Raw genomic sequence first — 24,055 nt, 5'->3', positions numbered from 1 at the left:
CGACATGAGCACCGCACAGATTTCCACCACAAATGCCCTGCCGTTCTGGATCTCGGTCACCGGGGTGCCGCTGATCTTTGCAGGAGCTTATTTTGGCGGCTGGATCCTGATCACGCTGCCGGTCTATTTTGTGCTGTCCAGCACGTTGCTGGATGCGCTGGTGGGCCTGAACACCGACAATGCCGACCCCGATACGCCGGATGACGATCTGTTCTGGTACAGGCTGGTCACACTGATCTGGTTCCCGCTGCAATGCGCCACCCTGATTTGCCTGGTCTGGTGGGCCGGGCGCGGCCAGTTGGCGGTGTGGGAGTTCCTGGTACTGGCTTATTCCACCGGCCTTTTGACCGGCGGGGTGGGCATCAACTACGCGCATGAGCTGATGCATCAGAAGAACCGGCTGGAACGGTGGCTGGGCGATCTGCTGATGGCCAGCGTGCTGTACAGCCATTTCCGCAGCGAGCATTTGTTGGTGCACCACCTTTATGTCGGCACCCCGCGCGATCCGGTCAGCGCCCGGTATAACGAGGGGTTCCACCGCTTCTTTCCACGCGTTTTGCGGCAATGCCTGGCGTCGGCATGGAAGGCGGAAAAGGCGATGCTGGCCCGGCGCGAACGGCCCGTCTGGCATGCGTCCAATCCGTTCTGGCGCTATGGCGCGCTGCAGGTTGGGTTCCTTGCCCTGGCGCTGGCTGTGGGCGGCTGGGCCGGGCTGGTGTTCTTTGTGCTGCAGGCGTTTTTTGCGGTGCTGTATCTGGAGCTGACCAATTACGTGGAGCATTACGGGCTGACCCGAAAGCATCTGGGCGATGGCAAATACGAGCATGTGCAACCCCGCCACAGCTGGAACGCCGCGCACCGGGTGACCAACTGGCTGTTGATCAACCTGCAGCGCCATTCCGACCACCATTATAAACCCAACCGCCGGTTCCCGCTGTTGCAGACCTATACCCCCGACGAAGCCCCGCAATTGCCGCTGGGATACCCGTTCATGACCGGCATGGCGCTGATCCCGCCCCTGTGGCGGCGGCGCATGAACCCGCGGGTTCGGGCCTGGCGCAAGACGTTTTATCCAGAGATTGAAGACTGGACCGCCTATAACAAGGGCACATTGCCCCTGCCCAAAGGAAGCTGACCGCATGATCATCCGAAAAGAGGAACCCGGCGACATTGCGTTGATCCGGGACCTGACCGAACGCGCCTTTGCGCCTATGCCCTATAGCGATGGGACCGAGGCGCCGATTATCGATGCGCTGCGCCGCGACGGCGACCTGACGCTGTCGTTGGTGGCAGTTGACGGGGGGCTCATCGGCCATGTGGCCTTTTCGCCAGTGACCATCGAGGGGGTGCGCAACTGGTACGGGTTGGGCCCGATCTCGGTAGAACTGTCGCGGCAAAAACAGGGGGTCGGCTCGGCCCTGGTGGCCGAAGGGTTGGCCCGGCTGCGTGATATCGGCGCGACGGGTTGTGCGCTGATTGGGCGGCCGGCGGTCTATGGCCCGATGGGGTTTCGCAGCAACGGGCAGCTGAGCTATCGCGGGGTGGACCCGGCCATCGTGCAGTTCATCACCTTTGGCGATGAACCAACGGGCGCGCTGCGTTTTGCGCCCGCGTTCGACAAGGACACCGCCGGGACATGAAAAAAGCCCCGCCAACAAGGGCGGGGCGAAGTCGATGCCGTGACTTTGGCCACAGGCATTGGCGGTATTCGATTAATTCGGGCGCGCGGCCATTTCGGCGCGGATCTGTTGGCGCAGCAGGTCAATTGGCACATTCTTGCCCTCGCGCTTGAACTGCCAATAGGTCCAGCCATTGCAGCTGGGCGCGCCTTCCAGCGCGGCGCCAACCTGATGGATCGAGCCCTTCACGCCATCGGCCACCAGCGAACCGTCGGCACGCACCTTGGCGACCTTGCCGCGCGGCGAAGTCAGAACCTCGCCCGGTTGCAGCAACCCGCGTTCGACCAGCTGGCCGAAGGGCACGCGCGGCTCGGCCCGTTTCGAAGCGCTGACGATCAGCGATTCCTTGTCGAACTTACGGACATTGGCGATACGGTCGGTTGCGACCTTGCGGTATTTCTCTTCCCGTTCGATGCCGATGAACTCACGGCCCAGTTTCTTGGCCACCGCACCGGTGGTGCCGGTGCCAAAGAACGGGTCCAGCACAACGTCGCCCGGATTGGTCGTGGCCACCAAAACGCGGTGCAGCAGGCTTTCAGGTTTTTGCGTCGGATGCGCCTTGTCGCCGTTTTCATCCTTTAGCCGCTCGTGCCCGGTGCAGATCGGCAGCACCCAGTCGCTGCGCATCTGCACACCTTCGTTCAGCGCCTTCAGCGCCTCGTAATTAAACGTGTATTTGCTGGCTTCCTGTTTCGAGGCCCAGATCATCGTTTCATGCGCATTGGTCAGCCGCTTGCCGCGGAAATTCGGCATTGGGTTCGACTTGCGCCACACCACGTCATTCAGGATCCAGAACCCCTGGTTCTGCAGCTCGGCACCCATGCGGAACACGTTGTGATAGCTGCCGATCACCCAGATCGCGCCGTTGGGTTTCAGGATGCGTCGCGCGGCCTTCAGCCAGTCGCGGGTGAACCGGTCATAGGCGCGGAAACTGTCGAACTGATCCCAGTCGTCATCCACCGCATCCACTTTGGAGTTATCGGGGCGGTGCAGATCACCCTTGAGCTGCAGGTTATAGGGCGGGTCGGCAAAGATCAGGTCAACCGAGTTCTCGGGAAGTGCATTCATCACTTCCACACAATCGCCATCCAGAATCTGGTTCAGCGGCAGCGTGGCTGCCGGTTTGGTTTTGGTCGTCATATCTGCCTCTGTCCCGCGCCTTTTTGGCGTCGTGTGTTGTGGACAAAGATGATTCAAACGCGATTCGGCGTCAAATTCTTTTTTGAATCAGTCACTTACAGATTTGTCTTGATACAAGATATTGTGGACAGGTTTGAAGCTGCGTCTATGGTGTGGGGTCACACCAAGATTTATCAGCGCCGCGCGATGCGCCTTGGTGGGGTATCCGGCGTTTTGGTCCCAGCCATAGCCGGGGTATTGTTGCGCCAAATCCACCATGACCCGGTCGCGCTGGGTTTTCGCGATGATCGAGGCCGCGGCGATCGACAGGCTGCGCGCATCGCCCTTCACCACGCATTCGCCGGGGCATGGCAGGCCCTGCGGCATGGCGTTGCCATCGATCAGCACGTGGTCCACCGGCAGGTTCAGCGCCGCAACCGCACGGACCATGGCCACCAGACTGGCATTGCGGATGTTCAGCGCGTCAATTTCATCCACACCCACATGCACGCAGGCGACATTGGCATCGCGCATCAGCGCGTCGAAAAGGGCAAACCGCCGTTTCTCGCTGAGCTTTTTCGAATCGTTGAGCCCTGCTGGGATGTTACCGGGATCCAGCCATACCGCCGCGGCGGTGACGGGTCCGGCCAGGGGGCCACGCCCCGCCTCATCCACGCCGACAACGCAGCGGGCGCCTTGCGCCATTGCCTGGGTTTCAAACTCGAAATTGGGTTTTTCATGGGCCATGCCCCTCATTGCGCCGGGCACAGCCGGCGAGCAAGTGGAAAAAGATGGGCGGAGGGCGGCCCCTCCGCCCCAGTGGGCGCGGATCATCGGGAAAGGATGGCTGAACGTGACCCGCGCCTGCTCGAAAACGCTTAGGGCTTGCCACCAATCAGGAAACCGCGCGAGGTCAGGCAGCTGGCCGAATAGGCGGCGCGCGATTTCCCCTTTTTGGTGGTGTAGTAGGTTTCGCAGGACCGGGGCAGCAGCCCCCGATAGTTCACGTTGCTAAGACACTTGTCCGGAAGAACCATGTCATCCGGTTGTCCCTTGCCCAGACCGGTCGGCGCACGCAGGCAGGACAGCGGCAAGATGCCGTGGCCATACCGCACCAGTTGATACCGCCGGGCGTGATGCGATGTGAAGGTATGCGTGTGTGTAGCCACCACGGGCTCTGGCGTTGGCTCGGGCTTTTTCTTGTCTTTCTTTGAGGCTTGCGAAATGCCGTAAATCGCCAATGCACCCAACAACACTGCCGCAGCGGTGTCCGAGTTTTTGTCAGCCAACACCGGTCGCGCCCCAACGGGGGACAGAGCCAGTGTGGCGGCGATCAAAGTGGCACAGGTGGTTTTGAACATTGGCAAGCTCCTTGCACGGATAAATTGGTGATGCCCCAACCTGTGCCGGACACGTTCAGGCAAACAATATCGCCGCAATGCCATCCAATAACGCGCAGCAAATTGCGGTTGTTATTGAATTACGCACCTGCATTTCCCATTCTGTTCCCATGAAACGTGCAATCCTCTTTTCCGTGGCCATGGTCGCGGCTTTGTCAGCAGCAAACGCCGCACACGCGGCGTGCTATGCCGACTATAAGGCCAAACAGAACAGCCCGTTGCGCCTGCATTACGGGGTGATCGAGCTGCCCGATACCGCGTGCAACCAACGCGCCGCCGCGCGGGCCGAGATCGAACAACGCATTGCCAGCGACGGCTGGCAGTTGCTGAACGTCATGTCGATGTTCGGCGAAGATGGACTTGGGGAAAGGAAAGACAGTGCCGGGGCCTATTTCCTTCGTTACTGACAAACGGCTGAACACGGTTGTTCCCATCGGCATTGCCGCCATCGTCGCGATCCTTCTGATCACGGCGGTTTTGCTGTTCATCAACCTGCCCGACGCCAACGCGTTTAACGCACGGGTAGAGCGGATATTCGTTGAAAACGACGACCTACGCGCGGGGGCCGAGATCAAGCTGTTAGAGATTCTGGCCGAATCCGGTACGGCGTTTTCTGGCGTTCTGGCCAGTTACCGGGTGGTGATCTTTGTGCTGCTGGTTTTTGCCACCGCGTTGCTGATCGCCGCGCTGGTCTTTCTGGTCACCATCATCGCGCTGAACCGCCGCATGTCCGAGATCGAGCGGGCCGGGATTCAGGTCGCCTCGTTGTTGATCAGCCGGGACGAGAATACTGTTGTCTTGAACAATATGGAGTTCAAGTTGACACCTGCGGCCATCGAAACCCTGTCGGTTCTGGCCGAGGCGCGGATGGACGAGGATATCCTCAGCGGCTCGGAAATAGAGGCCGTCATCTCGGGCCGTAATGCTGCCGATTGCGACGAAGCCGCCGGCGCCACGCGGATCAAACGCCTGCGCGACGCGCTGGGCAACCAGATGATGAGCGAGCTGTTGATCAAGAACATCGCCCGCAAAGGATACATGCTGTCGATCGACAAGGATGTCATTCGGATGCTCTAGCCTGCCCGGTCAGGCCAGCGGGATATCGGCGGCACCTTTGCTGTCCTGATAGGTGCCCGACAGGCTTTCATAGGTCGCCTCGATCTCGGCGATCTGCGCCATCAGCTTTGCGCGGACATCAGGCGCGGCGTTCTGGGCTTCGCCACGAATGGACCAGCTTTGCCAATAGGCGTTCTGGGTCCGATAGCCACCCGGTTGCACATCGAACACCTCGCGCAGGATGTTCAGATCGTGCGGAATGGCAAAGCTGTCGCGGCTGTCTTGGTGGCTGAAAAGATAGAAGAAGTTGTCAAAACCCGCCCAGGTGATGGCTGACAGGCATAACGAGCAGGGTTCGTGCGTCGACAAAAAGATCAGATCGGACGTGGCCGGGCGGTCGGCGGCGGGCATTTCATAAAACGTCTTCAGGCACTGCATCTCGCCATGCCAAAGCGGGTTCGCGGTTTCGTTGTTGGTTTCGGCCAGAACCAGCGACAGATCCGATTTGCGCAACAGGGCCGCGCCAAATACCTTGTTGCCGGTTTGCACGCCTTCGCGCGTCAGCGGCACGATGTCGTTGGCGATCACGTCCAGCAACCGGCCCAACAAAACAGCATCAACCCCAATCATTCAGACCCTTTCCAAAAGGTTTTTGTCTGCGCACAAGCCTATGCCGATGACGCAGAACCTGCCAAGCGCCTTTTCCGGCGCTGCAATAATGGTGGGGTATTTGGTTACGAGTCGCCCTTATCTGGCGATAATTTGGTCGGAGTGAGAGGATTCGAACCTCCGACCCCTGCCTCCCGAAGACAGTGCTCTACCAGGCTGAGCTACACTCCGACCGTGCGGGGCGTCGTACGCCTTTCGGACTGCCTTGGCAAGAGGGATCAAGTGCCCTGATCGTCAGATTTTTTCCGTCGCAGCATGGAAGATACCCGGAAGGCGCCGGGGGAAAATAGGCGCGAGCGACTGCGCAGGACCGGTGTGTTTTCGGACCGTCCACCAATGGATTCGCGCACAAGGATGTAAAGGCCGCTGGCGATGATCACCCCCGCCCCGATTATCGTCGTCTTGTCCAGCGTCTCGCCGAAGAATGCATAGCCGAATATCGTGGCCCAGATGATTTGCGAATATTGCATCGGCGCGACAATCGTGGCCTCACCCATGCTGTAGGCGACCACAAGGCCCAGCGCGCCCATAAAGCCCAAAACAGCGATCATGCCAGTACCCGCAAGGTCGCGCAGCGGCATCGGCTCATAAACGAAGGCCAGCGCGATACCCATCACCACAAACGTGGCCGCGAAGGGGAACAGAAGCATAACAACGCGACGTTCCTCTCGTCCGATTTTGCGCGAGATGATCGATTGCAGGCTGGCCGCCAGAACCGTCGTCAAGGCCGCCAAATGGCCCAGCTGCATCGGTTCGGCACCCGGACGAATAACGATCAGGACGCCTGCAAGGCCAACCACAACCGCTGCGGCGCGGTGGATCCCCACCTTCTCTCCCAGCATCGGGATGGACAAGACAGTGATAAGCAGCGGCGTCGCGAAAATGATGGCATAGACTTGCGCCAACGGAAGCGTGGCAAAGGCATAAAACGCGCCAACGGCACCAAAGGGCATGGTGATCGACCGAATGGCAATCCACCCCGGATGCACGGGCCGCAGGTTGCCCGGTGTAGGGTCGCGCACCAGCATCATCGTGGTCAGCGGGAACGAGAACAGGCTGACAAAGAACAGCGTCTGAATAGGGGAGTAGCTGCCGCCAAGAAATTTCACCACCACGTCATGGGTGGAAAACAAGGCAAAGGCCAACAGCGCAATCGCGGCAGCTTTCAGGTTCATGGTGATCGTCCTCTCGGTGGCGATGGCGTACATGGCGCCATCGCAACATCTTTAGGACGACTTCAACGCCTGTTACAGGCTGGCGTCAAGCGCCGCGATCACCGCGTCGCCCATTTCAGCAGTCGATACCGGGGTGCCGCCATCGGCCTGCATCAGGTCGGCGGTGCGCACGCCATCGGCCAGCACCTGTTCAACCGCGGCCTCCAGACGATCCGCCTCGACCCCTTGATCAAACGAATACCGCAGCGCCATGGCAAAGCTCAGGATACAAGCCGACGGGTTGGCCTTGCCCTGCCCCGAGATGTCGGGGGCCGAGCCGTGCACCGGTTCGTACATCGCCTTGGGCCGGCCATTGGCCATCGGCGCGCCCAGCGACGCCGAGGGCAGCATGCCCAGCGACCCGGTCAGCATCGCGGCACAATCCGACAGGATGTCGCCAAACAGGTTGTCGGTATAGATCACGTCGAACTGCTTGGGCGCGCGCACCAGCTGCATGGCGCCATTGTCGGCATACATATGGCTCAGCTCGACCTCGGGGTAATCCTTGGCAACTTCGGTCACCACGTCACGCCACAGGATGCCCGATTCCATCACGTTGGCCTTTTCCATCGAGCACAGCTTTTTGTTGCGCCGCATGGCCAGTTCGAAGGCCGCGCGGGCGCCGCGTTCGATCTCGGATTCGGTATAGCGCTGGGTGTTGATGCCAACGCGCTCGTTGCCTTCCTCGAAAATGCCGCGGGGTTCGCCGAAATACACGCCGGCCGTCAGCTCGCGCACGATCATGATGTCCAGACCCGCCACCACATCGGTTTTCAGCGACGAGAAATCGGCCAGCGCGTCAAAGCATTGCGCGGGGCGCAGATTGGCGAACAGGTCCATTTCTTTGCGCAGGCGCAGCAGACCGCGTTCGGGCTTTACGCTGAAATCCAGGTTGTCATATGCCGGGCCACCCACGGCGCCCAGCAGCACCGCGTCAACTTCTTGCGCCTTGTCCATCGTGGCATCCGCCAAAGGCACCCCGTGCACGTCATAGGCCGCACCACCCACCAGATCTTCGGACACGTCGAACTGCAAGCCGCGCTTGGCGCCGAACCAATCGATGATCTTGCGCACTTCGGCCATCACTTCGGGGCCAATACCGTCGCCGGGCAGGATCAGGATAGAAGGGTTCGACATGAGCGTGTTCCTTGCGAAATTTGCGTTGCCTTCGCCTATCGCCAAGGCCCGGCAGGGTCAAGGCAGATGCGCCGCCATACCCTCGGCCAGCATGTCCCAGACGCGCCGGATACGCGGTGTCTGGCGCATGCTTTCATGGGCGGTCAGCCACACCGGCAGCACCGGCAGGTCCATTTCGGACAACACCTGCCGGACGGCGGGATCGTGCAATCCGATACGCAACTGGCCAAAGCCAATACCGCACCCGGCCCGGACCAGTTCCCAGTACACGGTATTCTGGTCGCAGCGGATGGCGAAGGCGTGCTTGTCCAGCGTCAGGCCAAACTGTGCGAAACCGTGGATGATATCCTCGTCCCGATCATAGCCGATCAGACGGTGTTTCAACATATCCTCGGGCGTTTGCGGCGCCGGATGCCGGGCCAGATAGCTTTCCGCGGCAAAGACACCCAGCTTGGCGTCGCCCAGGTGCTTGGTGACCACATCCAGTTGCGTGGGCCGGTACATGCGCAGGGCGATATCGGCCTCGCGGAACAAAAGGTTTTCGGACGTGTCCGAGGGCACAAGTTCCAGCTCGATCTCAGGGTGGCGATCCATGATCTGGGCCATAACAGGCGGCAGGATGTGATGGGCGACAAAGACACTGGCGGTCAGCCGCACCACACCGCGCAGTTCCTCGGACCGGCCGGCCGCCGTCAGGGCAATCTGGCCAGCGGCCTGTCGCATAGCCTGCGCGGCGGGCATCAGGGCCGCGCCCACATCCGTCAGGATAAGACCCTTGGGTTGACGGTGAAAAAGCTCCACCCCCAATGCGTCCTCTAACGCCTTGACCTGCCGGCCCAGCGTCGGCTGGCTGGCCCCCAGCAAGCGCGCAGCCGCCGACAGCGACCCGGTTTCGGCCACGGCAAGGAAAGACTGCACCAGCGCCCAGTCCATATTCATCAATGGGTTTGCCATACATTTATGAATAGCACAGCAACGGATTCAGGCAATTCCGAAACTCTGTTGAAGAGGTCATGTTAAGCTCAACGCAGCATGGAATGGAGCCAGAAGATGACACCAACTGTTCTTATCCTTGGCGGTAACGGCCGGTTTGGCCGCAATGCCACCGAAGCCTTCGAAACCGCCGGCTGGATCGTGCGCCAATTTGATCGCGCCACCGACAATCTGTGGGACGCCGCCTGGGGCGCACAGGTTATCGTGAATGCATGGAACGCGCCCTATGCCGACTGGGCCACCGTGCTGCCACTGCAAACCCGGCAGGTGATCGAAGTGGCCGAGGCCACAGGTGCCACGGTGATTGTTCCCGGCAATGTCTATGTCTTTGGCACCGAAGCGCCCGAGGCATTTGGCCCTCAAACACCCCACGCCGCGACCAATCCACTGGGCCGGTTGCGGGTTGAGATGGAGGCCGCGTATCGCAACTCTAATGTCCGCACGATCATCCTGCGCGGCGGCGATTTTCTGGATACCCAAGCCTCTGGTAACTGGTTTGACATGATCATGGCCAAGCCTTTGGCCAAGGGCAAACTCACCTATCCCGGCCCGACCGACCGCCCGCATGCCTGGGCCTATTTGCCCGACATGGCGCGTGCTGCTGTAAAACTGGCCGAAATGCGCGACGATCTGAACCGGTTCGAAGATGTGCCTTTTCCCGGCTATACGCTGACGGGTGAAGAGCTGACCAAGGCCGTTGCACAGGTGATGGGAACACCAATCAAGGCTAGCCCGATGTCCTGGACCCCACTCCAGATCGCCCGGCCCTTCTGGAAGATGGCCAAGCACTTGGTCGAGATGCGATACCTCTGGTCCAAACCGCACCATTTGGACGCCACGCGGTTCGACGCCTTGCTGCCAGATTTCAGGCACACGCCGCTGGAACACGCACTGGCTTCAGCGCTTCAGTTCCAGATCAACCCAGACAAGGCGGTGGCGTGAGGCCGCGGCCACCAGATCGGCGCCGTACTGATCCGCGGCGGGCCAAAAAACACCGCTGTTCAAAACCCGAAAACCGGTCGAGGGTAATATATAACTGACACGCAGATTGCCCGGGCCATCCTCGGGCCAATCTGCGGTATCCAATGCGGGGTCGCCGGTGTGATCAGGGTTGGCAGCAGCCACGCCCCCATCACTGCGCGGCACAGTATGTTGCAGGCGCGGGTGCTCCAGCAAAACACGCAACGTATCTCGCAGGCCGTCCCCGTCCGCCGGATCAAGGTTCGCGTCTCCCAGAACCACAACAGGGCCGGCAGGCGGCGAGACCGCCAGTTCACCGTTCAGATAGTGCGCCCAAAACCGCATTTCGTCCGCGTTGCGCCTGCCATTGCGATCCTCGGGGCCGTCAAAGACCGGGGGTGTCGCGTGCCAGGTCAGCAGGTTCAGTGGGCCGTCGGGGGCTTGAATGGTCACATCCCAATGCGCAACCGAAGACAGGCGCTGAACATCGAAAATCTCGGCGTTCGGGAAAAGTGCGCCGTCTAGACGGGGCAAATCGGCGTCGGGCAAGTCTTGCCACAGCATCGACGTGAAATCGCGCGCGCCCAAGATCGGAAATCGCGACATGACCGCCATGCCGCCTTCGCCGGTGAACCGCCCGAAACCCTGTGCGTCACGCCACGCGGTGTTCCGCCCGTCGCCGTCATGGTCAAGTCCCGTCCGTAGCCCTGAGTTGGGTTGTGATGCATATAGATGCGGCATCAGATGGCCTTGTTCTGCGACCCGTCGGCCCAGAGCCGCCAGGGCCGCATTCTGCGCGTCCCAGTCGATGCCCTGCAGCACAATGATATCGGGCGCGTTTAACGCAATGACCTCGACCACGGCTGTGACCTGCTCATCCTTTCCCGCAAGGATATCACCCAGAAGCTGACCGGGGCCACGACGCGACAATTCGGTGTTGTAGGTAGCGATGCGTATCGGTTCGGCCCACAAGGGCACTGCGAACACTACCGCGATCAGACCGGCTGCAAACCCTCTTCCCCGGGATCGGCGCGGCGGCGCTGCTCTTCGATTAACGTCGCAATCCGCTGGATTGCCACGCCGCGCATGAACAGGTTGGCTGGTAACAGGGCCCATGCGGTGATTGTCCATATCAGTGTCTGCGGCTGCTCAACCGATAGTGGCGCGAAATATGTCGAGGTCAACTTGAGAATGGCCGGAAACAGGAACGGCAGGACAAAGCCCACGGCGATGTTAAACTGCGCGATCCGTGTAAGACGCGTTACAACGCCACCGCCAGCTGTTGGATCAAAGGTTGGCAGGTTCACCCAAACATTGAACGAGCCATTCCCCAGCGGCCAACGTGTGAACCGAATAATCAAGGCCAGGGTCAACAAAGAAACAAGCGACATGAAATAGGCCAGACCGGCCGCCATGCGCACTTTGTCCACCTGCTCGACAGAGGCCGCGTCCGGCAAAGCCAACACCATCAATCGAACAGGACTGTAGGGAAAGTCCAGCACTTGCCCGACCAACCCGCCAAGTGCCTGAACCAATCCAATGGCCAGACCGCTTTCCTGCATGCCTCGGCACAACACCGATAACATCAAAATAGTCAGGAACATTGCGGCAAACCGAATGCGGTTGAACGGCGGGGCGTCGCGGAACTCGATCAACCCCGGATAGGTCGCGACATATTCAAAAAGGGTGAGCGCACCGGCAAAGATGGCAACAAACGCGACGATCTGCGACGCGTCCGAGGACACGTTCGGCAGAAACACCGACGGCGTTACGATCATCATCACCACGAGGAATGCTCGGGCGACGGCACCTGTTAGTTGAGCGATCACTGCTCATTTTCCCCAAACTGGTCGGTTCCGGTACGATGCCGGTCCCTTTTCCCAACTTGTTCCCGCGGATTTAGGCGGGCTGCCTCATTCTTGCCCAAATTTTGCCTACTTTCACTTTGTCCCGCAAGACTTTGTTAAGCTTAACGGAATCAATGTGGCAAATTCTGGGTAAAACTGTCGCTGGATTGCATCAATTGCAAAGCGCAAAAAGGCCGCCCCTGTGGGACGGCCCAATATCTTGTGGATCGGCGATGGTTAGACCCAAGGACGTGCTTGTGCCGCTGTTTCCTCAAACGCATCAATCGACGTGGATTTTTCCATGGTGAGGCCAATATCGTCCAGTCCGTTCAGCAGGCAATGCTTGCGAAAAGCGTCAACTTCAAAAGAAATCTCACCGCCATCGGGGCCGGTGATGGTCTGATTTTCGAGGTCGACCGTCACGGTTGCATTCGCGCCGCGATTGGCATCGTCCATCAGTTTGTCGACGTCTTCTTGCGGCAAAACGATGGGCAAGATGCCATTCTTAAAACAATTGTTATAAAAAATGTCGGCGAAACTGGTCGAAATTACACATTTGATGCCGAAATCTTTGATCGCCCAGGGCGCATGTTCGCGGCTTGAGCCGCACCCGAAGTTGTCGCCGGCCACAAGGATTTCGGCGTTGCGATAGGCCGGTTTGTTCAGCACGAAATCCTCGATCTCGTTGCCTTCGCGGTCATAGCGCATCTCGTCGAACAGGTTCACACCCAGACCTGAACGCTTGATCGTCTTCAGAAAGACCTTGGGAATGATCATGTCTGTGTCGATATTGACCAGCGGCATCGGCGCCGCGATCCCGGTGAGTTTGGTGAATTTGTCCATTATCGGTTTCCTCGGTTTTGCTGCTTCAGGCCGCTCAGGTCGAACCCGATCTTTCGGGCGGTGCGGGCTATGAAGCTGTTGTCTTCGGGTCTGTGGTTCTTGTGATAGGGGCGCACCAGCGAGGCATAGAGATGCACCGCTAGCGTGTCGTCGGTCAGCCAGGTGTCGTCGCCGCAATAGCCGCTGAAAAACACGTCAGTCATGACGCCCCGGATGGGATAGAACACATCCGGTTCCACCGCGTGGTGCAGCTCGCCGGACTTGCGCAACGTGTATTGCAGCGCGCGCGGGCCCAGCGAGGGGCGGTTCACCTGAATGGATTTCAGCAACCGCCGGCCGGGCGGGACGGCGGCGACCTCGGCCTGCTGGGGTTTGCCCAGCCATGGCGGAACCCATTCGGGATCGGCGAACCAGTCGAGCAGTTGGTTCAGGGTCTTGCTGTCCTGGGGCAGGCGCAGCACGGCCCCGTTGACGGAACCCGGCGGCTCGAACCCGACATGGTAGTCGGCCACCGGCAACGGGCGCACAGCCACCATGTCGGTGTCGATCCAGATCATATCGGTCTGTTTGAGCAGATGCAGCCGGAAGATATCCGACAACATCGCCGGAGTGCCATCGGCCAACCCGTTTTCCGCAGGGTCCCACACCTCGGCCGCCGGGATCGTCTCGACCCCTTCGGGCACAGCCGGTGCTTCGGGCCCGGTGTAGAACACCACGACCCGATGGCCATGCCACACGAAACTGGCCAGCGACAATTCATGCAGCCAGTTCAGCGATCCGCCAATCCAGAGAGAGGCGACCGCTGGCAACAAGGTATCAGGGCCCGACGACACAGCGCGCGCCGTTACATCAGCTCGCGCACATCGGTCAGCTTGCCGGTGATCGCGGCAGCTGCGGCCATGGCGGGCGACACAAGGTGGGTGCGGCCCTTATAGCCTTGGCGCCCCTCGAAATTGCGGTTCGAGGTTGAGGCACAGCGTTCGCCCTCGGACAGCTGATCGGGGTTCATGGCCAGGCACATCGAACAACCCGCAAGGCGCCATTCGAACCCGGCCTCTTTGAACACATCGGCAAGGCCTTCTTCCTCGGCCTGCAACCGCACCAAGCCCGAGCCGGGCACAACCATGGCACGCATGCCGTCCTTGATCTTTTTGCCTTTCACGATCTCGGCGGCGGCGCGCAGGTCTTCGATGCGGCCATTGGTGCACGAGCCGATAAAGACGGTGTCGATCGCGATATCCGACAGTTTCTGGCCCGGGGTCAGGCCCATATAGTCGATCGACCGGCGCGCGGCCTCGACCTTGCCGCCTTCGAAATCTTCGGGCGCGGGCACGGTGGCGGTAATCGGCAGCACGTCTTCGGGGCTGGTGCCCCAGGTTACAACCGGCTCGATCTCTTCACCTTTCAGGGTGATGACCTGATCGAAATGCGCGCCTTCGTCGGTGTAAAGGGTCTTCCACCAGTTCAGCGCGGCCTCCCATTGGGCACCTTTCGGCGCGTGGGGGCGGCCGTTCACGTATTCGAACGTCTTCTCATCCGGCGCGATCAGACCGGCGCGGGCGCCGCCTTCGATGGCCATGTTGCAGACGGTCATGCGGCCTTCCATCGACAGATCGCGGATGGCTTCGCCACAATATTCGATCACATAGCCGGTGCCGCCCGCCGTGCCGGTGGCGCCGATCACGGCAAGGGTGATGTCCTTGGCGGTGACACCGGGGCGCAGCTTGCCGGTGATCTCGACCTTCATGTTCTTGGATTTTTTCTGGATCAGCGTCTGGGTGGCCAGCACGTGTTCCACTTCCGAGGTGCCGATGCCGTGGGCCAGCGCGCCGAACGCGCCGTGGGTCGCCGTGTGGCTGTCGCCGCAGACCACGGTCATACCCGGCAGGGTCCAGCCCTGTTCGGGGCCAACGATGTGCACGATGCCCTGACGGATGTCGGTCACCGGGTAATAGTGGATGCCGAACTCTTTCGCGTTCTTGTCCAGAGCGGCCACCTGGATGGCGCTGTCTTCGGTCATGTTGGCAGGGTCTTCGCGGCCCGGCGTGGTGGGCACGTTGTGGTCCGGCACGGCGATAGTTTTTTCCGGCGCGCGCACCGGGCGACCGGCCATGCGCAGCCCTTCGAAGGCCTGCGGGCTGGTCACTTCGTGCACCAGATGGCGGTCGATATAAAGAAGGCAGGTGCCATCGTCGGCTTCATGCGCGACATGGGCATCCCAGATTTTGTCATAGAGTGTCTTGGGGGACATGAGGGACCTCTCCCGTAAAGTAAGCATCAATCAAAGGGGAACGGTGGCGCACCTTTATAGGCGGGCCAGCACCGTGTGGGTTGCCCCGTAAAACCGTTCGCGCAGGCGGGCACGGTCACCGATATCAAAGATGCGGGTCATGGGCGGGGGATACACGGCTTGGCCGAGTCTATCAAGGGTGGGGCTTGTCTGGGGCTTGCCCGTTGCCCCGCCCCCGCGCAGTATGGCGAAATGGAGCAGGACACCCAGATCGAAGAGGCCACGACCCAGGCCCCCGGCGACAACGCCCCGGCGGAAACCGCCGCCGAAGCCGCGCAAGAGGCGCTGGAACTGGGGCAGATCATCCTGACGCGTTTGGGTCGCTATGCCGATTCCGCGTTTTCCGAGATCGGCCTCTATCAGATTGCCGGTGCCATCGGCCTGTTCCTGATCGCGCATCTGCTTGCCGCAGCACTGCGCCGACCCTTCCACGAATGGCTGCGCCGCCGCGCGGGCTGGCCGAAATGGCGCATCCGTGTCGGGCTGGTGATCCATCGCCGGTTGCGGATGATCTTTTTCGTGGCCGTGATGTGGATCGCGCTGAGCATCCTGCGTGAGGTCACGTGGCCCAGCCGCAGTTACCTGTTCGGCATCCTCACCAACCTGGCCACTGCGTGGCTGGTGGTGATCCTGGCGACGCGGCTGATCCACTCGCCCCTGCTGCGCTGGGTCGTGCGTTATGGCGCGTGGGTCTATGTGACCCTGTCGATCCTTGGCATTGTCGGCGAGGCCGCCAGCCTGCTGGACACCGCCGCGTTGGAGTTTGGCGGCACGCGCATCTCGCTGCTTCTGATCGTGCAGGCGGTTGTGGCCCTGGGGGCGCTGTTTTATGCCGCGCGGTTCCTGTCGTCGACCACGGCAAGCCGGGTGCAAAAGGTTGACGACATGTCGCCATCCATGCAGGTGCTGGTGGTGAAATTTGTCCAGGTGCTGCTGTACGGCGCGGCGTTTTTCATTGGCCTGAAAACCGTCGGTGTCGACCTGACCGGCCTTGCGGTGCTGTCGGGCGCCATCGGCGTGGGACTGGGCTTTGGCCTGCAAAAGGTGGTGTCGAACCTGGTGTCGGGCATCATCATTCTGCTGGACAAGTCGATCAAACCCGGTGACGTGATCAGCCTGGGCGAGACCTTCGGCTGGATCAACGCGTTGGGCGCCCGCTACGTTTCGGTTGTCACGCGGGACGGTCGCGAATACCTGATCCCGAACGAGGATCTGATCACCAACCAGGTGGTCAACTGGTCGCACACCAACGACTTCGTCCGCCTCGATATCCATTTCGGCACCGCCTATGACGACGACCCGCACAAGGTGCGGGCCGTGGCGATCGAGGCCGCCAAATCCGTCGACCGTGTCCTGACCAGCCGCCCGCCGGTCTGCCACGTTGTGGGCTTTGGCGACAGTTCGGTTGATTACATCCTGCGGTTCTGGATCAACGACCCCACCGGCGGGCTGACCAATATTCGCGGCGCGGTTTATCTGGCGCTGTGGGATGCGTTCCAGGAACACGGTTTCTCGATCCCCTTCCCGCAGCGCGAGGTGCGGGTGCTGAGCGATCAGGCCTCGGCCTCCAGTATATCACCTGGCTGACAATCCAGAACCTCGCAGATCCGGGCCAGCGTTTCGAACCGGATGCCTTTGACCTTGCCGCTTTTGAGCAACGAGATGTTCTGTTCCGTGATGCCAACCTGCGCCGCCAATTCGCGCGACTTCATCTTGCGCCGCGCCAGCATCACGTCCAGCCGCACCACGATCTGCATCAGACGAACCCCCGGTTTTCGGCGGCAATATCCACTGCCTGCCGCATTACGACGCCCACGGTATAGATCAAGCCCGCCGCCAAAAGCAGGCCCAATTGCCCCATATCCAGCGACACGGTCAGCGACCGCGCGCCGGGCAACGCATCGATGCTGAGCACGAGGCTGGTATAGATCGGCGACAGGATCGCCAGCCCGGCCTTGGCCAGCAGGGCAAAGGCGATCAGCCGCAGCGTGTCCGCGGCCTCGACCGACAGCGGCTCGCCCTTGGCATAAATACCAAACAGGCGCGCGGTGTACCAAAGCGCTGCAATGGTGGCGGCGGCACCAATCAGGGCAAAGGCCGCCAACAGGGCGGTGGCCAGCACCCCGGTCTCGTCCCTGTGTTCCAACGCGACAAAGCCCAGCGCGGATTTCGTCACCAAGGCAAAAACCACCAGCAGTGCAAACAGGGCAAATCCCCCGACCGAGACCAGCGATAATACGCGAAACACGGCCGACAATTGCCGGGTGCGGGAAGGAAGTTGTGTCATATCTTGCCTCACTAACACGAAAAACTTATCGTTAAACAATAAGTGATTCGCGAGGTACATTCAATGCGCGCCTATTTGTTTTCTTCCGCCCTGCTGGCTGGATGCAGTTATGTGAACCCCCTGACTGTTGCCCAACTGGCCCAGGTTTCGCCGCTGGAGGCGGATCCCGCAGGCTTTGCCGCGCAGGCCGACCTGCCCGAAGGCCTGCATATCCGCGACGGCGGCGCGGTCTTGCAAATCACCGCGACCAACGGGGCAACGGGCGAAGATTTGCAAGGCGCGTTTACCCTCAGGCAACAGGGGCAAATCCATGTGCTGTCGGATATGGATGCGACCGCGTTGCGCGCCCTGCAGGCCACGATCCGCGCATGGAAGACCGCCAATCCGGACGATGTTCACGGGTCGCTGACCATCACCATAGAAGGCTGTACGTCCGGCAGGCTACCCGCGCCCGAGGACACCATCAATGTCGCGCTGCGCGTTGCGCCCGACGCCCCCTTGCGCCCGGTGCTGCGAAACCTGCCGGTTTCCGAACTGCTTGCCGAAACACCGGGCAATACATTTCCGCCATGCAACACCCCCGCACCGGGTTGAAACGGTGTCATTGAGATTTCATCTTTGCAATGATAGCCTGAAGGCATCCCGGCGCCGGGGATTATCGGCGCGTTTGATCGGAGGACCATGTTCTGTCCTTACATGCAGATGCAGTGCATGACACGCTTGGTGCGGATGTGCCGATGACCGGCCCCGCACATAAAAACGCCAGCGAAGAAACGCTCGCGCTCATCCTGAAATCTCTGGACGACGACAAGGCCGAAGACATCGTGTCGATCGACCTGCGCGGAAAATCCGCCATGGCCGACCACATGGTGGTGTGCTCGGGCCGTTCGTCGCGTCAGGTTTCGGCCATTTCCGAGAAACTCGGTGACCGGCTCAAATCCGACCTCGGCATTCTGTGCCGGACCGAGGGTCGCGATACCGGCGATTGGGTGTTGATTGACGCGGGCGATGTGATCGTCCACGTGTTCCGCCCCGAAGTGCGCGAATTCTATCAGCTTGAAAAGATGTGGCTGCCCGCCGGCAGCACAACATCGGGCTAAATGCGCGTCAAAATCTGTGCAGTGGGCCGGATGCGTTCCGGTCCGGAAAAGCTGCTGTTTGACGACTACGCCGATCGGTTCAGCAAAACCGGTCGCGCGTTGTCGCTGGGTCCCCTGACCGTCACCGAAGTGGAAGACAAAAAGAACCGCGGTCAGCAAGCCGAAGCGGACCTGCTGCGCAACGCCATTCCGAAAGGCGCGCTGATCTGCGCCATGGATGAACGTGGTAAAACCCGAACCTCACCGCAATTTGCCCAAGACCTCGCCCGCTGGCGCGACAACGGCACCGCCGATCTTGCATTGGTCATCGGCGGCGCCGACGGCCTGACACCCGGCTTCCGGGCCGAGGCCAACACGGCGCTGTCCTTTGGCACCATGGTCTGGCCGCATATGCTGGCCCGGGTGATGCTGGCCGAGCAACTGTATCGCGCCGCCTCGATCCTGGCCGGTGCCCCCTATCACCGGGAATAACGCCGGCCCCACACGCCAATCCCCGAGCGCGAAGCCGAAGGCGCCAAGCGAGACCAGAGGCATGCGCCGCAAGGCGCGCATTTGGGCAGCGACACGGTTGTCCTCGGCGCGCCCCACCCCTAGAAGTGTGGCAACCATTTATTCAGCTGGGTTCTCCTCTCATGACCACGCCTAAACCTGTTATTCTCTGCATTCTCGACGGCTGGGGCATTGGCCCGACACCAGAACACAACGCCCCCGCCCTTGCCGACACACCAAATTTCGACCGCATCCGCGCCACCTGCCCCAACGCCACGTTGACCACCTTTGGCCCCGATGCCGGCCTGCCCTCGGGCCAGATGGGCAATTCAGAGGTTGGCCATACCAATATCGGCGCCGGCCGCGTGGTGGCGATGGATCTGGGCCAGATCGACCTGTCGATCGAGGATGGCTCCTTCGCCACCCTGCCCGCCCTGACGGATTTCATTGACGCGCTCAAAACCTCGGGCGGCACCGCGCAGATCATGGGCCTGACCTCACCCGGTGGCGTGCACAGCCACCAATCCCACATCGCCGAGGCCGCGTGTGTCATCGCCGCCGCCGGCGTGCCGGTACAGATCCACGCGGTCACCGATGGCCGCGACGTCCCCCCCCGATCCGCCGCGCCTCAGCTGGCTGAACTGGAAGCCGCCTTGCCCCAAGGCGCCCATATCGGCAGCCTCGTCGGCCGCTACTATGCGCTGGACCGCGACAATCGCTGGGAACGCGTGCAGCAGGCCTATGACCTTGTCACCACAGGCAAAGGCCACACCGCCACCGACGCCGCCGACGCCATCGCCAAAGGCTATGCCCGCGACCAAAGCGACGAGTTTATCGAGGCCACGCGCCTGAACGCCTACACCGCCCCGCAAGATGGCGACGGGTTGCTGTTCATCAACTTCCGCGCCGACCGCGCCCGCGAAATCCTGACCGCGCTTGCCGATCCCGACTTCGCCGAATTCGCCACCGATGCCCGCCCCGGCTGGGCCAGCGTCACCGGCATGGTCGAATATTCCGACCGCCACAACGCTTATATGAAAACGATCTTTCCCAAGCGCGCCATCGTCAACACGCTGGGCGAATGGGTGGCCAAACAGGGCAAAACGCAGTTCCGCCTGGCCGAGACCGAGAAATACCCGCATGTCACCTTCTTTCTGAACGGCGGCAAGGAAACACCTGAACCGGGCGAGGATCGGTTCATGCCGAAATCGCCCAAGGTCGCCACATACGATCTGCAACCCGAGATGAGCGCACCCGAAGTGTCGGCAAAACTGGTCGAGGCCATCGAGGCGCAATACGATCTGATCGTCGTGAACTTCGCCAACCCCGACATGGTGGGCCATACCGGCGATCTGGAGGCCGCCAAAGCCGCCTGCGCCGCCGTGGATCAGGGCCTGGGCGCCGCGCTGGAGGCGTTGGACAAGGTGGGTGGCGCGATGATCGTGACCGCCGATCACGGCAATTGCGAGATGATGTGGGACCCGGAAACCAACGGCCCGCACACCGCGCATACGCTGAACCCCGTGCCGGTGATCCTGGTCAACGGCCCCGAAGGCGCCACCCTGCGCGAAGGGCGGCTGGCCGATCTGGCCCCCAGCGTTTTGGAACTGATGGGTCTGCCGCAGCCTGACGAGATGACGGGGAAAAGCCTGATCACCACATGACCAGAATTGCCGCTCTTTTCGCCGTTGCCCTGACGTGTCTGCCTTGCGTGCTTGCCGCGCAAACAGACCCCGTTCAGACCGCGCGGCGGGCGGCGGTGATGCTGGACCAGGCGGGGCTGGCGCTGCAAGACGCAAGCGGTGCGCGTGACCGCGTGGCCGCCCTGACACAGACGGTGCGCGCTTATGAAGAGGGTCTGACCGCCCTGCGCGAAGGGCTGCGCCGGGTGATCATCCGCGAACAGGTTCTGCGCGCCGAGCTGGATGCCAGACGCGAAGAAATCTCAGAGTTGCTGGCCGTTTTGGCAACTTTGCAACGGGACCCCGAAACGCTGCTGTTGCTGCATCCCTCGGGGCCTTTGGGCACTGCACAGTCGGGCATGTTGCTGCGCGAGGTCACGCCCGCGCTGCAATCTCGGGTGAACGACCTGCGTGCGCAACTGGACGAGGTCACGCTGTTGCGCGCCTTGCAAGAGAGCGCCGAATCGCAACTGGCGGATGGGTTGGACGGAATTCAAACCGCGCGAACCGCCTTGTCGCAGGCCGTGAGTGACCGCACCGATCTGCCGCAAAGACTGTCGGCGGACCCGGCCAGGCTGGACGCGTTATTGCAAAGTTCGGAAACCTTGGAAGGGTTTGCCACCGGGCTGCTGAGCCTTGATGACGCTGCCCCGTTGCCCCCGGTTTCGCAGTTCAAAGCCGCACGCGGCAACCTGCCGTTGCCGGCCCAGGGAACGGTCTTGCGCCGCTTTGGCGAGGCGGACGCAGCTGGCATCAAACGGCAGGGTCTGGTTCTGGCCACCGCCCCCTTGGCGCTGGTCACAACCCCATCGGCGGCGACCATTCGCTATCGCGGACCATTGCTGGACTACGGGAATGTGATGATCCTTGAGCCCGCCGGTGACGTATTGATTGTATTGGGCGGTCTGGCGCAGGTTTATGGTGAAACCGGGCAGGTTCTGCCCGCCGGGGCGCCGGTCGGCCTGATGGGCGGACAAGACCCCGCCGCCAGCGCGTTTTTGCGCGCCGGTGAAAAAGGCAGTGGCAACGGGCGGACGGAAACGCTTTATATAGAACTCAGGCAAAACGGTCAGCCCGAAGACCCGGCCCCGTGGTTCGCAGCGACAAAGGAATAGGTGTCGATGAAAAAATTCATGATGGCGGCGTTAGGCGGCACTTTGGCCGGTGCGGTATTCACAACCCAGTTTGCAGGGCCGATCCTGGCACAGCAGGTGGATCAACAGGGCTCGGTCTATGAACAGCTGGACCTGTTCGGTGACATCTTCGAACGCATCCGTGCGCAATATGTCGAAGAGGTCGACAGCGCCGACCTGATCGAGGCCGCGATCAACGGCATGCTGACCTCGCTGGACCCGCATTCCAGCTATCTGCCGCCTAAGGATTTCAGCGACATGCGCGTGCAGACCCGTGGCGAGTTCGGCGGGCTGGGCATCGAGGTCACGCAGGAAGAGGGCTTTGTCAAAGTTGTCTCGCCCATCGATGGCACCCCGGCTGAAGAGGCGGGCATCGAGGCCGGCGATTTTGTCACCCACGTGGATGGCGAAAGCGTTCTGGGCCTGACGCTGGATCAGGCGGTGGAACTGATGCGCGGCCCGGTGGGCAGCGATATCATCATCACCGTGGTGCGCGAAGGCATCGACGAGCCCTTCGACGTGACGATCACCCGCGACACGATCAAGCTGACGGCCGTGCGGTCGCGCCTTGTTGGCAATACCATTGTCCTGCGCGTAACCACGTTCAACGACCAGACTTATCCCAACCTGGAAGACAAGTTTAACAAGGCCGTCGAAGAGCTAGGCGGGCTGGAAAACGTCAACGGCGTGGTTTTGGACCTGCGCAACAACCCCGGCGGGCTGCTGACACAGGCGGTGCGGGTCTCGGACGCGTTCCTTGAGGCGGGCGAGATCGTTTCCACGCGCGGCCGCAACCCTGTCGACAGTGACCGGTTCAACGCCAACCCGGGCGACCTGACCGAGGGCAAGCCGGTGGTGGTGCTGATCAATGGCGGGTCGGCCTCGGCCTCCGAGATTGTGGCCGGTGCGCTGCAGGATCACCGCCGCGCCATCGTGGTGGGCACCAAGAGCTTCGGCAAAGGCTCGGTTCAGACGGTAATGCCGCTGGCGGGTAACGGTGCGATGCGTCTGACCACGGCGCGCTATTACACCCCGTCGGGCCGGTCGATCCAGGCGCTGGGCGTGTCGCCCGACATCGTTGTGGCGCAGCCCCCGCGCCGCCCGGATGCCGAGGAAGGCGACGAGGCAAACCCGCGCTTCCGCTCCGAGGCCGATCTGCGCGGCAGCCTGTCCAATGACAGCCTGACCGAGGACGAGCGCAAGCAAGCCGAAGAGGAACAGGCCAAGGCCGAAGAATCCGCCCAGCTGCGCGATGAGGATTACCAACTGGCCTATGCGGTCGATATCCTCAAAGGTCTGTCGGCGCTGGGCCCGTCGGAATGACCAACCTGCCCTATCGCCCCTGCGTGGGCGTGATGCTGGTGAATGCCGACGGACATGTGTTCGTCGGCCAACGGCGCGACAGCGACATTGCGGCATGGCAAATGCCCCAGGGCGGCATCGACGAGGGCGAGGAACCGCAGGCCGCCGCGCTGCGCGAGCTGTGGGAAGAAACCGGCGTCACGGCCGATCTGGTCGAGGTGGAGCGTGGCACAGGCAATTGGGTCTATTACGACCTGCCGCCCGAACTGGTCGGCAAGGTCTGGAAGGGCAAGTATCGCGGGCAAAAACAGCTGTGGTACCGGATGCGCTTTCTGGGCACCGATGATCAGATCAACATCGCCACCGAGCACCCCGAGTTTTCCGAATGGGCCTGGCTGGCGCCTGATCAACTGGTGGCCAATATCGTGCCATTTAAGCGCGATGTGTATGCGCAGGTGGTGGGTGAACTGGCGGGCTGAATTTTTTGTCTGGTGATCCGCATACACGCCTAAATGCGATTGCACGACGTGAACGGGTGGTGTCGCTTTTTTGGATCATAGTGTTCGTTGTCTGCGCCGGTGTTGCGTCAGCTGGGTTTGGTTTTCTTGCCTATAGGCCGTCGGCCTCGGAGGGTTTTCATTGGGTCGAGGTTGCCACAACCCACGCGCAAGCCTCCGATACATTCGGTGTCAGACTTTATGTCTGGTTTCACGCTGACGACGGTCAGTTGCTTGTTGCCAGCACGAAGAACGGGGCCCTTATGGCGCATGTTCAGGAAAATGCCTGTGTTGAGCTTCGGCGATACGTCAGGTCCGGGAAATTGATGGGACGCCTTGCTTTTCCTGCGCAGTGCAA

General features: G+C 61.3%; 28 protein-coding genes and 1 tRNA gene. 13 read left to right on the top strand and 16 right to left on the bottom strand.

All coding sequences use genetic code 11. From position 1 onward, the window contains the following. Nucleotides 1-4 precede the first annotated feature (4 nt). A complete protein-coding gene (locus ACMU_RS02745; RefSeq protein WP_035255791.1) occupies nt 5-1,135 on the top strand; it encodes an alkane 1-monooxygenase in 1,131 nt (376 codons plus the stop codon). A 4-nt stretch (nt 1,136-1,139) separates the two neighbouring features. Next, entirely contained in the window at nt 1,140-1,640 is a 501-nt protein-coding gene (locus tag ACMU_RS02740) for a GNAT family N-acetyltransferase (protein WP_035255789.1), read from the top strand. 72 nt (nt 1,641-1,712) lie between these two features. Here ACMU_RS02740 and ACMU_RS02735 read toward each other — a convergent pair whose 3' ends face one another. The 3 genes from ACMU_RS02735 to ACMU_RS02725 form a co-directional block, all read right to left on the bottom strand. Continuing rightward, on the bottom strand, nt 1,713-2,819 hold the full coding sequence (locus ACMU_RS02735) for a site-specific DNA-methyltransferase (RefSeq protein ID WP_035255787.1): 1,107 nt from the start codon (nt 2,817-2,819) through the stop codon (nt 1,713-1,715). Nucleotides 2,820-2,906: 87 nt separating this feature from the next. Further along, nucleotides 2,907-3,545, bottom strand: a complete 639-nt coding sequence (locus ACMU_RS02730; RefSeq protein ID WP_035255785.1) for a ribonuclease HII — start codon at nt 3,543-3,545, stop codon at nt 2,907-2,909. Between the two features lie 131 nt (nt 3,546-3,676). Then, nucleotides 3,677-4,159 (bottom strand): hypothetical protein, encoded by a 483-nt coding sequence (locus ACMU_RS02725; RefSeq protein ID WP_035255783.1) that lies wholly within the window; start codon nt 4,157-4,159, stop codon nt 3,677-3,679. Between the two features lie 149 nt (nt 4,160-4,308). On the opposite strand from ACMU_RS02725, the gene ACMU_RS02720 reads away from it, so the two are divergent. Together ACMU_RS02720 and ACMU_RS02715 are read left to right on the top strand one after the other, a co-directional pair. Then, nucleotides 4,309-4,605: a hypothetical protein gene (locus ACMU_RS02720; protein WP_035255781.1), complete on the top strand. Its 297-nt coding sequence runs from the start codon at nt 4,309-4,311 to the stop codon at nt 4,603-4,605. Further along, the gene (locus ACMU_RS02715) at nt 4,577-5,275 is read left to right on the top strand and encodes a winged helix-turn-helix domain-containing protein (protein ID WP_152544481.1); all 699 of its coding nucleotides are present in this window, start codon (nt 4,577-4,579) and stop codon (nt 5,273-5,275) included. Before ACMU_RS02720 ends, ACMU_RS02715 begins: the two co-directional genes overlap by 29 nt. A gap of 9 nt (nt 5,276-5,284) precedes the next feature. On the opposite strand, the gene ACMU_RS02710 is transcribed toward ACMU_RS02715, so the two are convergent. The 5 genes from ACMU_RS02710 to ACMU_RS02690 all read right to left on the bottom strand — a co-directional run bounded on the left by ACMU_RS02710 (nt 5,285) and on the right by ACMU_RS02690 (nt 9,228). Further along, nucleotides 5,285-5,884 carry a nucleoside deaminase gene (locus ACMU_RS02710; RefSeq protein WP_035255779.1) on the bottom strand — a complete coding sequence of 200 codons (600 nt, stop codon included), beginning with the start codon at nt 5,882-5,884 and terminating at the stop codon, nt 5,285-5,287. Between the two features lie 133 nt (nt 5,885-6,017). Next, a tRNA-Pro gene (locus ACMU_RS02705) sits at nt 6,018-6,094 on the bottom strand. 47 nt (nt 6,095-6,141) lie between these two features. Then, a complete protein-coding gene (locus tag ACMU_RS02700) occupies nt 6,142-7,098 on the bottom strand; it encodes a DMT family transporter (protein ID WP_035256114.1) in 957 nt (318 codons plus the stop codon). A gap of 72 nt (nt 7,099-7,170) precedes the next feature. Further along, nucleotides 7,171-8,274, bottom strand: coding sequence for a 3-isopropylmalate dehydrogenase (leuB, locus tag ACMU_RS02695; RefSeq protein WP_035255778.1), 1,104 nt, complete (start codon nt 8,272-8,274; stop codon nt 7,171-7,173). A gap of 57 nt (nt 8,275-8,331) precedes the next feature. Continuing rightward, a complete protein-coding gene (locus tag ACMU_RS02690) occupies nt 8,332-9,228 on the bottom strand; it encodes a LysR family transcriptional regulator (protein WP_035255776.1) in 897 nt (298 codons plus the stop codon). Between the two features lie 96 nt (nt 9,229-9,324). Here ACMU_RS02690 and ACMU_RS02685 point away from each other — a divergent pair, with 96 nt between their 5' ends. Next, nucleotides 9,325-10,209 carry a Rossmann-fold NAD(P)-binding domain-containing protein gene (locus ACMU_RS02685; protein WP_035256112.1) on the top strand — a complete coding sequence of 295 codons (885 nt, stop codon included), beginning with the start codon at nt 9,325-9,327 and terminating at the stop codon, nt 10,207-10,209. Here the strand turns inward: ACMU_RS02685 and ACMU_RS02680 are convergent. The 6 genes from ACMU_RS02680 to ACMU_RS19615 form a co-directional block, all read right to left on the bottom strand. After that, nucleotides 10,165-11,214, bottom strand: coding sequence for an endonuclease/exonuclease/phosphatase family protein (locus ACMU_RS02680; protein WP_169737927.1), 1,050 nt, complete (start codon nt 11,212-11,214; stop codon nt 10,165-10,167). The two genes, ACMU_RS02685 and ACMU_RS02680, sit on opposite strands and share 45 nt — an antisense overlap. 8 nt (nt 11,215-11,222) lie before the next feature. Further along, the gene (locus ACMU_RS02675) at nt 11,223-12,056 is read right to left on the bottom strand and encodes a hypothetical protein (RefSeq protein ID WP_035255774.1); all 834 of its coding nucleotides are present in this window, start codon (nt 12,054-12,056) and stop codon (nt 11,223-11,225) included. A 255-nt stretch (nt 12,057-12,311) separates the two neighbouring features. Further along, nucleotides 12,312-12,917, bottom strand: coding sequence for a 3-isopropylmalate dehydratase small subunit (gene leuD, locus ACMU_RS02670; RefSeq protein WP_035255772.1), 606 nt, complete (start codon nt 12,915-12,917; stop codon nt 12,312-12,314). After that, nucleotides 12,917-13,750 (bottom strand): glycosyltransferase family 32 protein, encoded by an 834-nt coding sequence (locus tag ACMU_RS02665; RefSeq protein ID WP_035255769.1) that lies wholly within the window; start codon nt 13,748-13,750, stop codon nt 12,917-12,919. The genes leuD and ACMU_RS02665 overlap by 1 nt, the downstream gene beginning before the upstream one ends. A gap of 11 nt (nt 13,751-13,761) precedes the next feature. Next, a complete protein-coding gene (gene leuC, locus ACMU_RS02660) occupies nt 13,762-15,168 on the bottom strand; it encodes a 3-isopropylmalate dehydratase large subunit (protein WP_035255766.1) in 1,407 nt (468 codons plus the stop codon). Between the two features lie 54 nt (nt 15,169-15,222). Continuing rightward, a complete protein-coding gene (locus tag ACMU_RS19615; protein ID WP_201769863.1) occupies nt 15,223-15,324 on the bottom strand; it encodes an isopropylmalate isomerase in 102 nt (33 codons plus the stop codon). Between the two features lie 75 nt (nt 15,325-15,399). Here ACMU_RS19615 and ACMU_RS02655 point away from each other — a divergent pair, with 75 nt between their 5' ends. Further along, nucleotides 15,400-16,794 (top strand): mechanosensitive ion channel family protein, encoded by a 1,395-nt coding sequence (locus tag ACMU_RS02655; protein WP_035255755.1) that lies wholly within the window; start codon nt 15,400-15,402, stop codon nt 16,792-16,794. Here ACMU_RS02655 and ACMU_RS02650 read toward each other — a convergent pair. Then, nucleotides 16,761-16,964, bottom strand: a complete 204-nt coding sequence (locus ACMU_RS02650; RefSeq protein ID WP_035255754.1) for a helix-turn-helix domain-containing protein — start codon at nt 16,962-16,964, stop codon at nt 16,761-16,763. The genes ACMU_RS02655 and ACMU_RS02650 overlap by 34 nt on opposite strands. After that, nucleotides 16,964-17,494 carry a DUF2975 domain-containing protein gene (locus ACMU_RS18580; RefSeq protein WP_051587828.1) on the bottom strand — a complete coding sequence of 177 codons (531 nt, stop codon included), beginning with the start codon at nt 17,492-17,494 and terminating at the stop codon, nt 16,964-16,966. The genes ACMU_RS02650 and ACMU_RS18580 overlap by 1 nt, the downstream gene beginning before the upstream one ends. A gap of 111 nt (nt 17,495-17,605) precedes the next feature. On the opposite strand from ACMU_RS18580, the gene ACMU_RS02640 reads away from it, so the two are divergent. The 7 genes from ACMU_RS02640 to ACMU_RS02610 all read left to right on the top strand — a co-directional run bounded on the left by ACMU_RS02640 (nt 17,606) and on the right by ACMU_RS02610 (nt 23,679). Then, complete coding sequence (locus ACMU_RS02640; RefSeq protein ID WP_152544480.1) at nt 17,606-18,088, top strand: hypothetical protein; 483 nt, start codon at nt 17,606-17,608, stop codon at nt 18,086-18,088. Nucleotides 18,089-18,231: 143 nt separating this feature from the next. Beyond that, nucleotides 18,232-18,594: a ribosome silencing factor gene (rsfS, locus tag ACMU_RS02635; protein ID WP_035255751.1), complete on the top strand. Its 363-nt coding sequence runs from the start codon at nt 18,232-18,234 to the stop codon at nt 18,592-18,594. Beyond that, complete coding sequence (gene rlmH / locus ACMU_RS02630; protein ID WP_035255749.1) at nt 18,595-19,065, top strand: 23S rRNA (pseudouridine(1915)-N(3))-methyltransferase RlmH; 471 nt, start codon at nt 18,595-18,597, stop codon at nt 19,063-19,065. It abuts the gene before it with no gap. Nucleotides 19,066-19,226: 161 nt separating this feature from the next. Next, complete coding sequence (gene gpmI, locus ACMU_RS02625; protein ID WP_035255748.1) at nt 19,227-20,747, top strand: 2,3-bisphosphoglycerate-independent phosphoglycerate mutase; 1,521 nt, start codon at nt 19,227-19,229, stop codon at nt 20,745-20,747. Beyond that, the gene (locus tag ACMU_RS02620; protein WP_035255746.1) at nt 20,744-21,880 is read left to right on the top strand and encodes a murein hydrolase activator EnvC family protein; all 1,137 of its coding nucleotides are present in this window, start codon (nt 20,744-20,746) and stop codon (nt 21,878-21,880) included. The genes gpmI and ACMU_RS02620 overlap by 4 nt, the downstream gene beginning before the upstream one ends. Before the next feature lie 6 nt (nt 21,881-21,886). Then, a complete protein-coding gene (locus ACMU_RS02615; RefSeq protein WP_035255744.1) occupies nt 21,887-23,221 on the top strand; it encodes a S41 family peptidase in 1,335 nt (444 codons plus the stop codon). Next, nucleotides 23,218-23,679, top strand: coding sequence for an RNA pyrophosphohydrolase (locus ACMU_RS02610; RefSeq protein WP_035255742.1), 462 nt, complete (start codon nt 23,218-23,220; stop codon nt 23,677-23,679). The genes ACMU_RS02615 and ACMU_RS02610 overlap by 4 nt, the downstream gene beginning before the upstream one ends. Nucleotides 23,680-24,055 lie beyond the last annotated feature (376 nt).

Origin of the sequence: Actibacterium mucosum KCTC 23349, from assembly GCF_000647975.1 — a bacterium.
Classification (GTDB): Bacteria; Pseudomonadota; Alphaproteobacteria; order Rhodobacterales; family Rhodobacteraceae; genus Actibacterium; species Actibacterium mucosum.
This window is presented reverse-complemented; position numbering and strand designations above follow the sequence as displayed.

Bases quoted from the DNA above. Each gene is read 5' to 3' on its own strand.
- leuD (WP_035255772.1), bottom strand. From the start codon at position 12,917: ATGGACAAATTCACCAAACTCACCGGGATCGCGGCGCCGATGCCGCTG.
- ACMU_RS02710 (WP_035255779.1), bottom strand. From the start codon at position 5,884: ATGATTGGGGTTGATGCTGTTTTGTTGGGCCGGTTGCTGGACGTGATC.
- ACMU_RS18580 (WP_051587828.1), bottom strand. From the start codon at position 17,494: ATGACACAACTTCCTTCCCGCACCCGGCAATTGTCGGCCGTGTTTCGC.
- ACMU_RS02725 (WP_035255783.1), bottom strand. From the start codon at position 4,159: ATGTTCAAAACCACCTGTGCCACTTTGATCGCCGCCACACTGGCTCTG.
- ACMU_RS02720 (WP_035255781.1), top strand. From the start codon at position 4,309: ATGAAACGTGCAATCCTCTTTTCCGTGGCCATGGTCGCGGCTTTGTCA.
- gpmI (WP_035255748.1), top strand. From the start codon at position 19,227: ATGACCACGCCTAAACCTGTTATTCTCTGCATTCTCGACGGCTGGGGC.
- ACMU_RS02610 (WP_035255742.1), top strand. From the start codon at position 23,218: ATGACCAACCTGCCCTATCGCCCCTGCGTGGGCGTGATGCTGGTGAAT.
- ACMU_RS02650 (WP_035255754.1), bottom strand. From the start codon at position 16,964: ATGCAGATCGTGGTGCGGCTGGACGTGATGCTGGCGCGGCGCAAGATG.
- ACMU_RS02690 (WP_035255776.1), bottom strand. From the start codon at position 9,228: ATGGCAAACCCATTGATGAATATGGACTGGGCGCTGGTGCAGTCTTTC.
- ACMU_RS02735 (WP_035255787.1), bottom strand. From the start codon at position 2,819: ATGACGACCAAAACCAAACCGGCAGCCACGCTGCCGCTGAACCAGATT.
- ACMU_RS02615 (WP_035255744.1), top strand. From the start codon at position 21,887: ATGAAAAAATTCATGATGGCGGCGTTAGGCGGCACTTTGGCCGGTGCG.
- ACMU_RS02730 (WP_035255785.1), bottom strand. From the start codon at position 3,545: ATGGCCCATGAAAAACCCAATTTCGAGTTTGAAACCCAGGCAATGGCG.
- ACMU_RS02620 (WP_035255746.1), top strand. From the start codon at position 20,744: ATGACCAGAATTGCCGCTCTTTTCGCCGTTGCCCTGACGTGTCTGCCT.
- ACMU_RS02700 (WP_035256114.1), bottom strand. From the start codon at position 7,098: ATGAACCTGAAAGCTGCCGCGATTGCGCTGTTGGCCTTTGCCTTGTTT.
- rlmH (WP_035255749.1), top strand. From the start codon at position 18,595: ATGCGCGTCAAAATCTGTGCAGTGGGCCGGATGCGTTCCGGTCCGGAA.
- ACMU_RS02745 (WP_035255791.1), top strand. From the start codon at position 5: ATGAGCACCGCACAGATTTCCACCACAAATGCCCTGCCGTTCTGGATC.
- ACMU_RS02685 (WP_035256112.1), top strand. From the start codon at position 9,325: ATGACACCAACTGTTCTTATCCTTGGCGGTAACGGCCGGTTTGGCCGC.
- rsfS (WP_035255751.1), top strand. From the start codon at position 18,232: ATGACCGGCCCCGCACATAAAAACGCCAGCGAAGAAACGCTCGCGCTC.
- ACMU_RS02740 (WP_035255789.1), top strand. From the start codon at position 1,140: ATGATCATCCGAAAAGAGGAACCCGGCGACATTGCGTTGATCCGGGAC.
- ACMU_RS02655 (WP_035255755.1), top strand. From the start codon at position 15,400: ATGGAGCAGGACACCCAGATCGAAGAGGCCACGACCCAGGCCCCCGGC.
- leuC (WP_035255766.1), bottom strand. From the start codon at position 15,168: ATGTCCCCCAAGACACTCTATGACAAAATCTGGGATGCCCATGTCGCG.
- leuB (WP_035255778.1), bottom strand. From the start codon at position 8,274: ATGTCGAACCCTTCTATCCTGATCCTGCCCGGCGACGGTATTGGCCCC.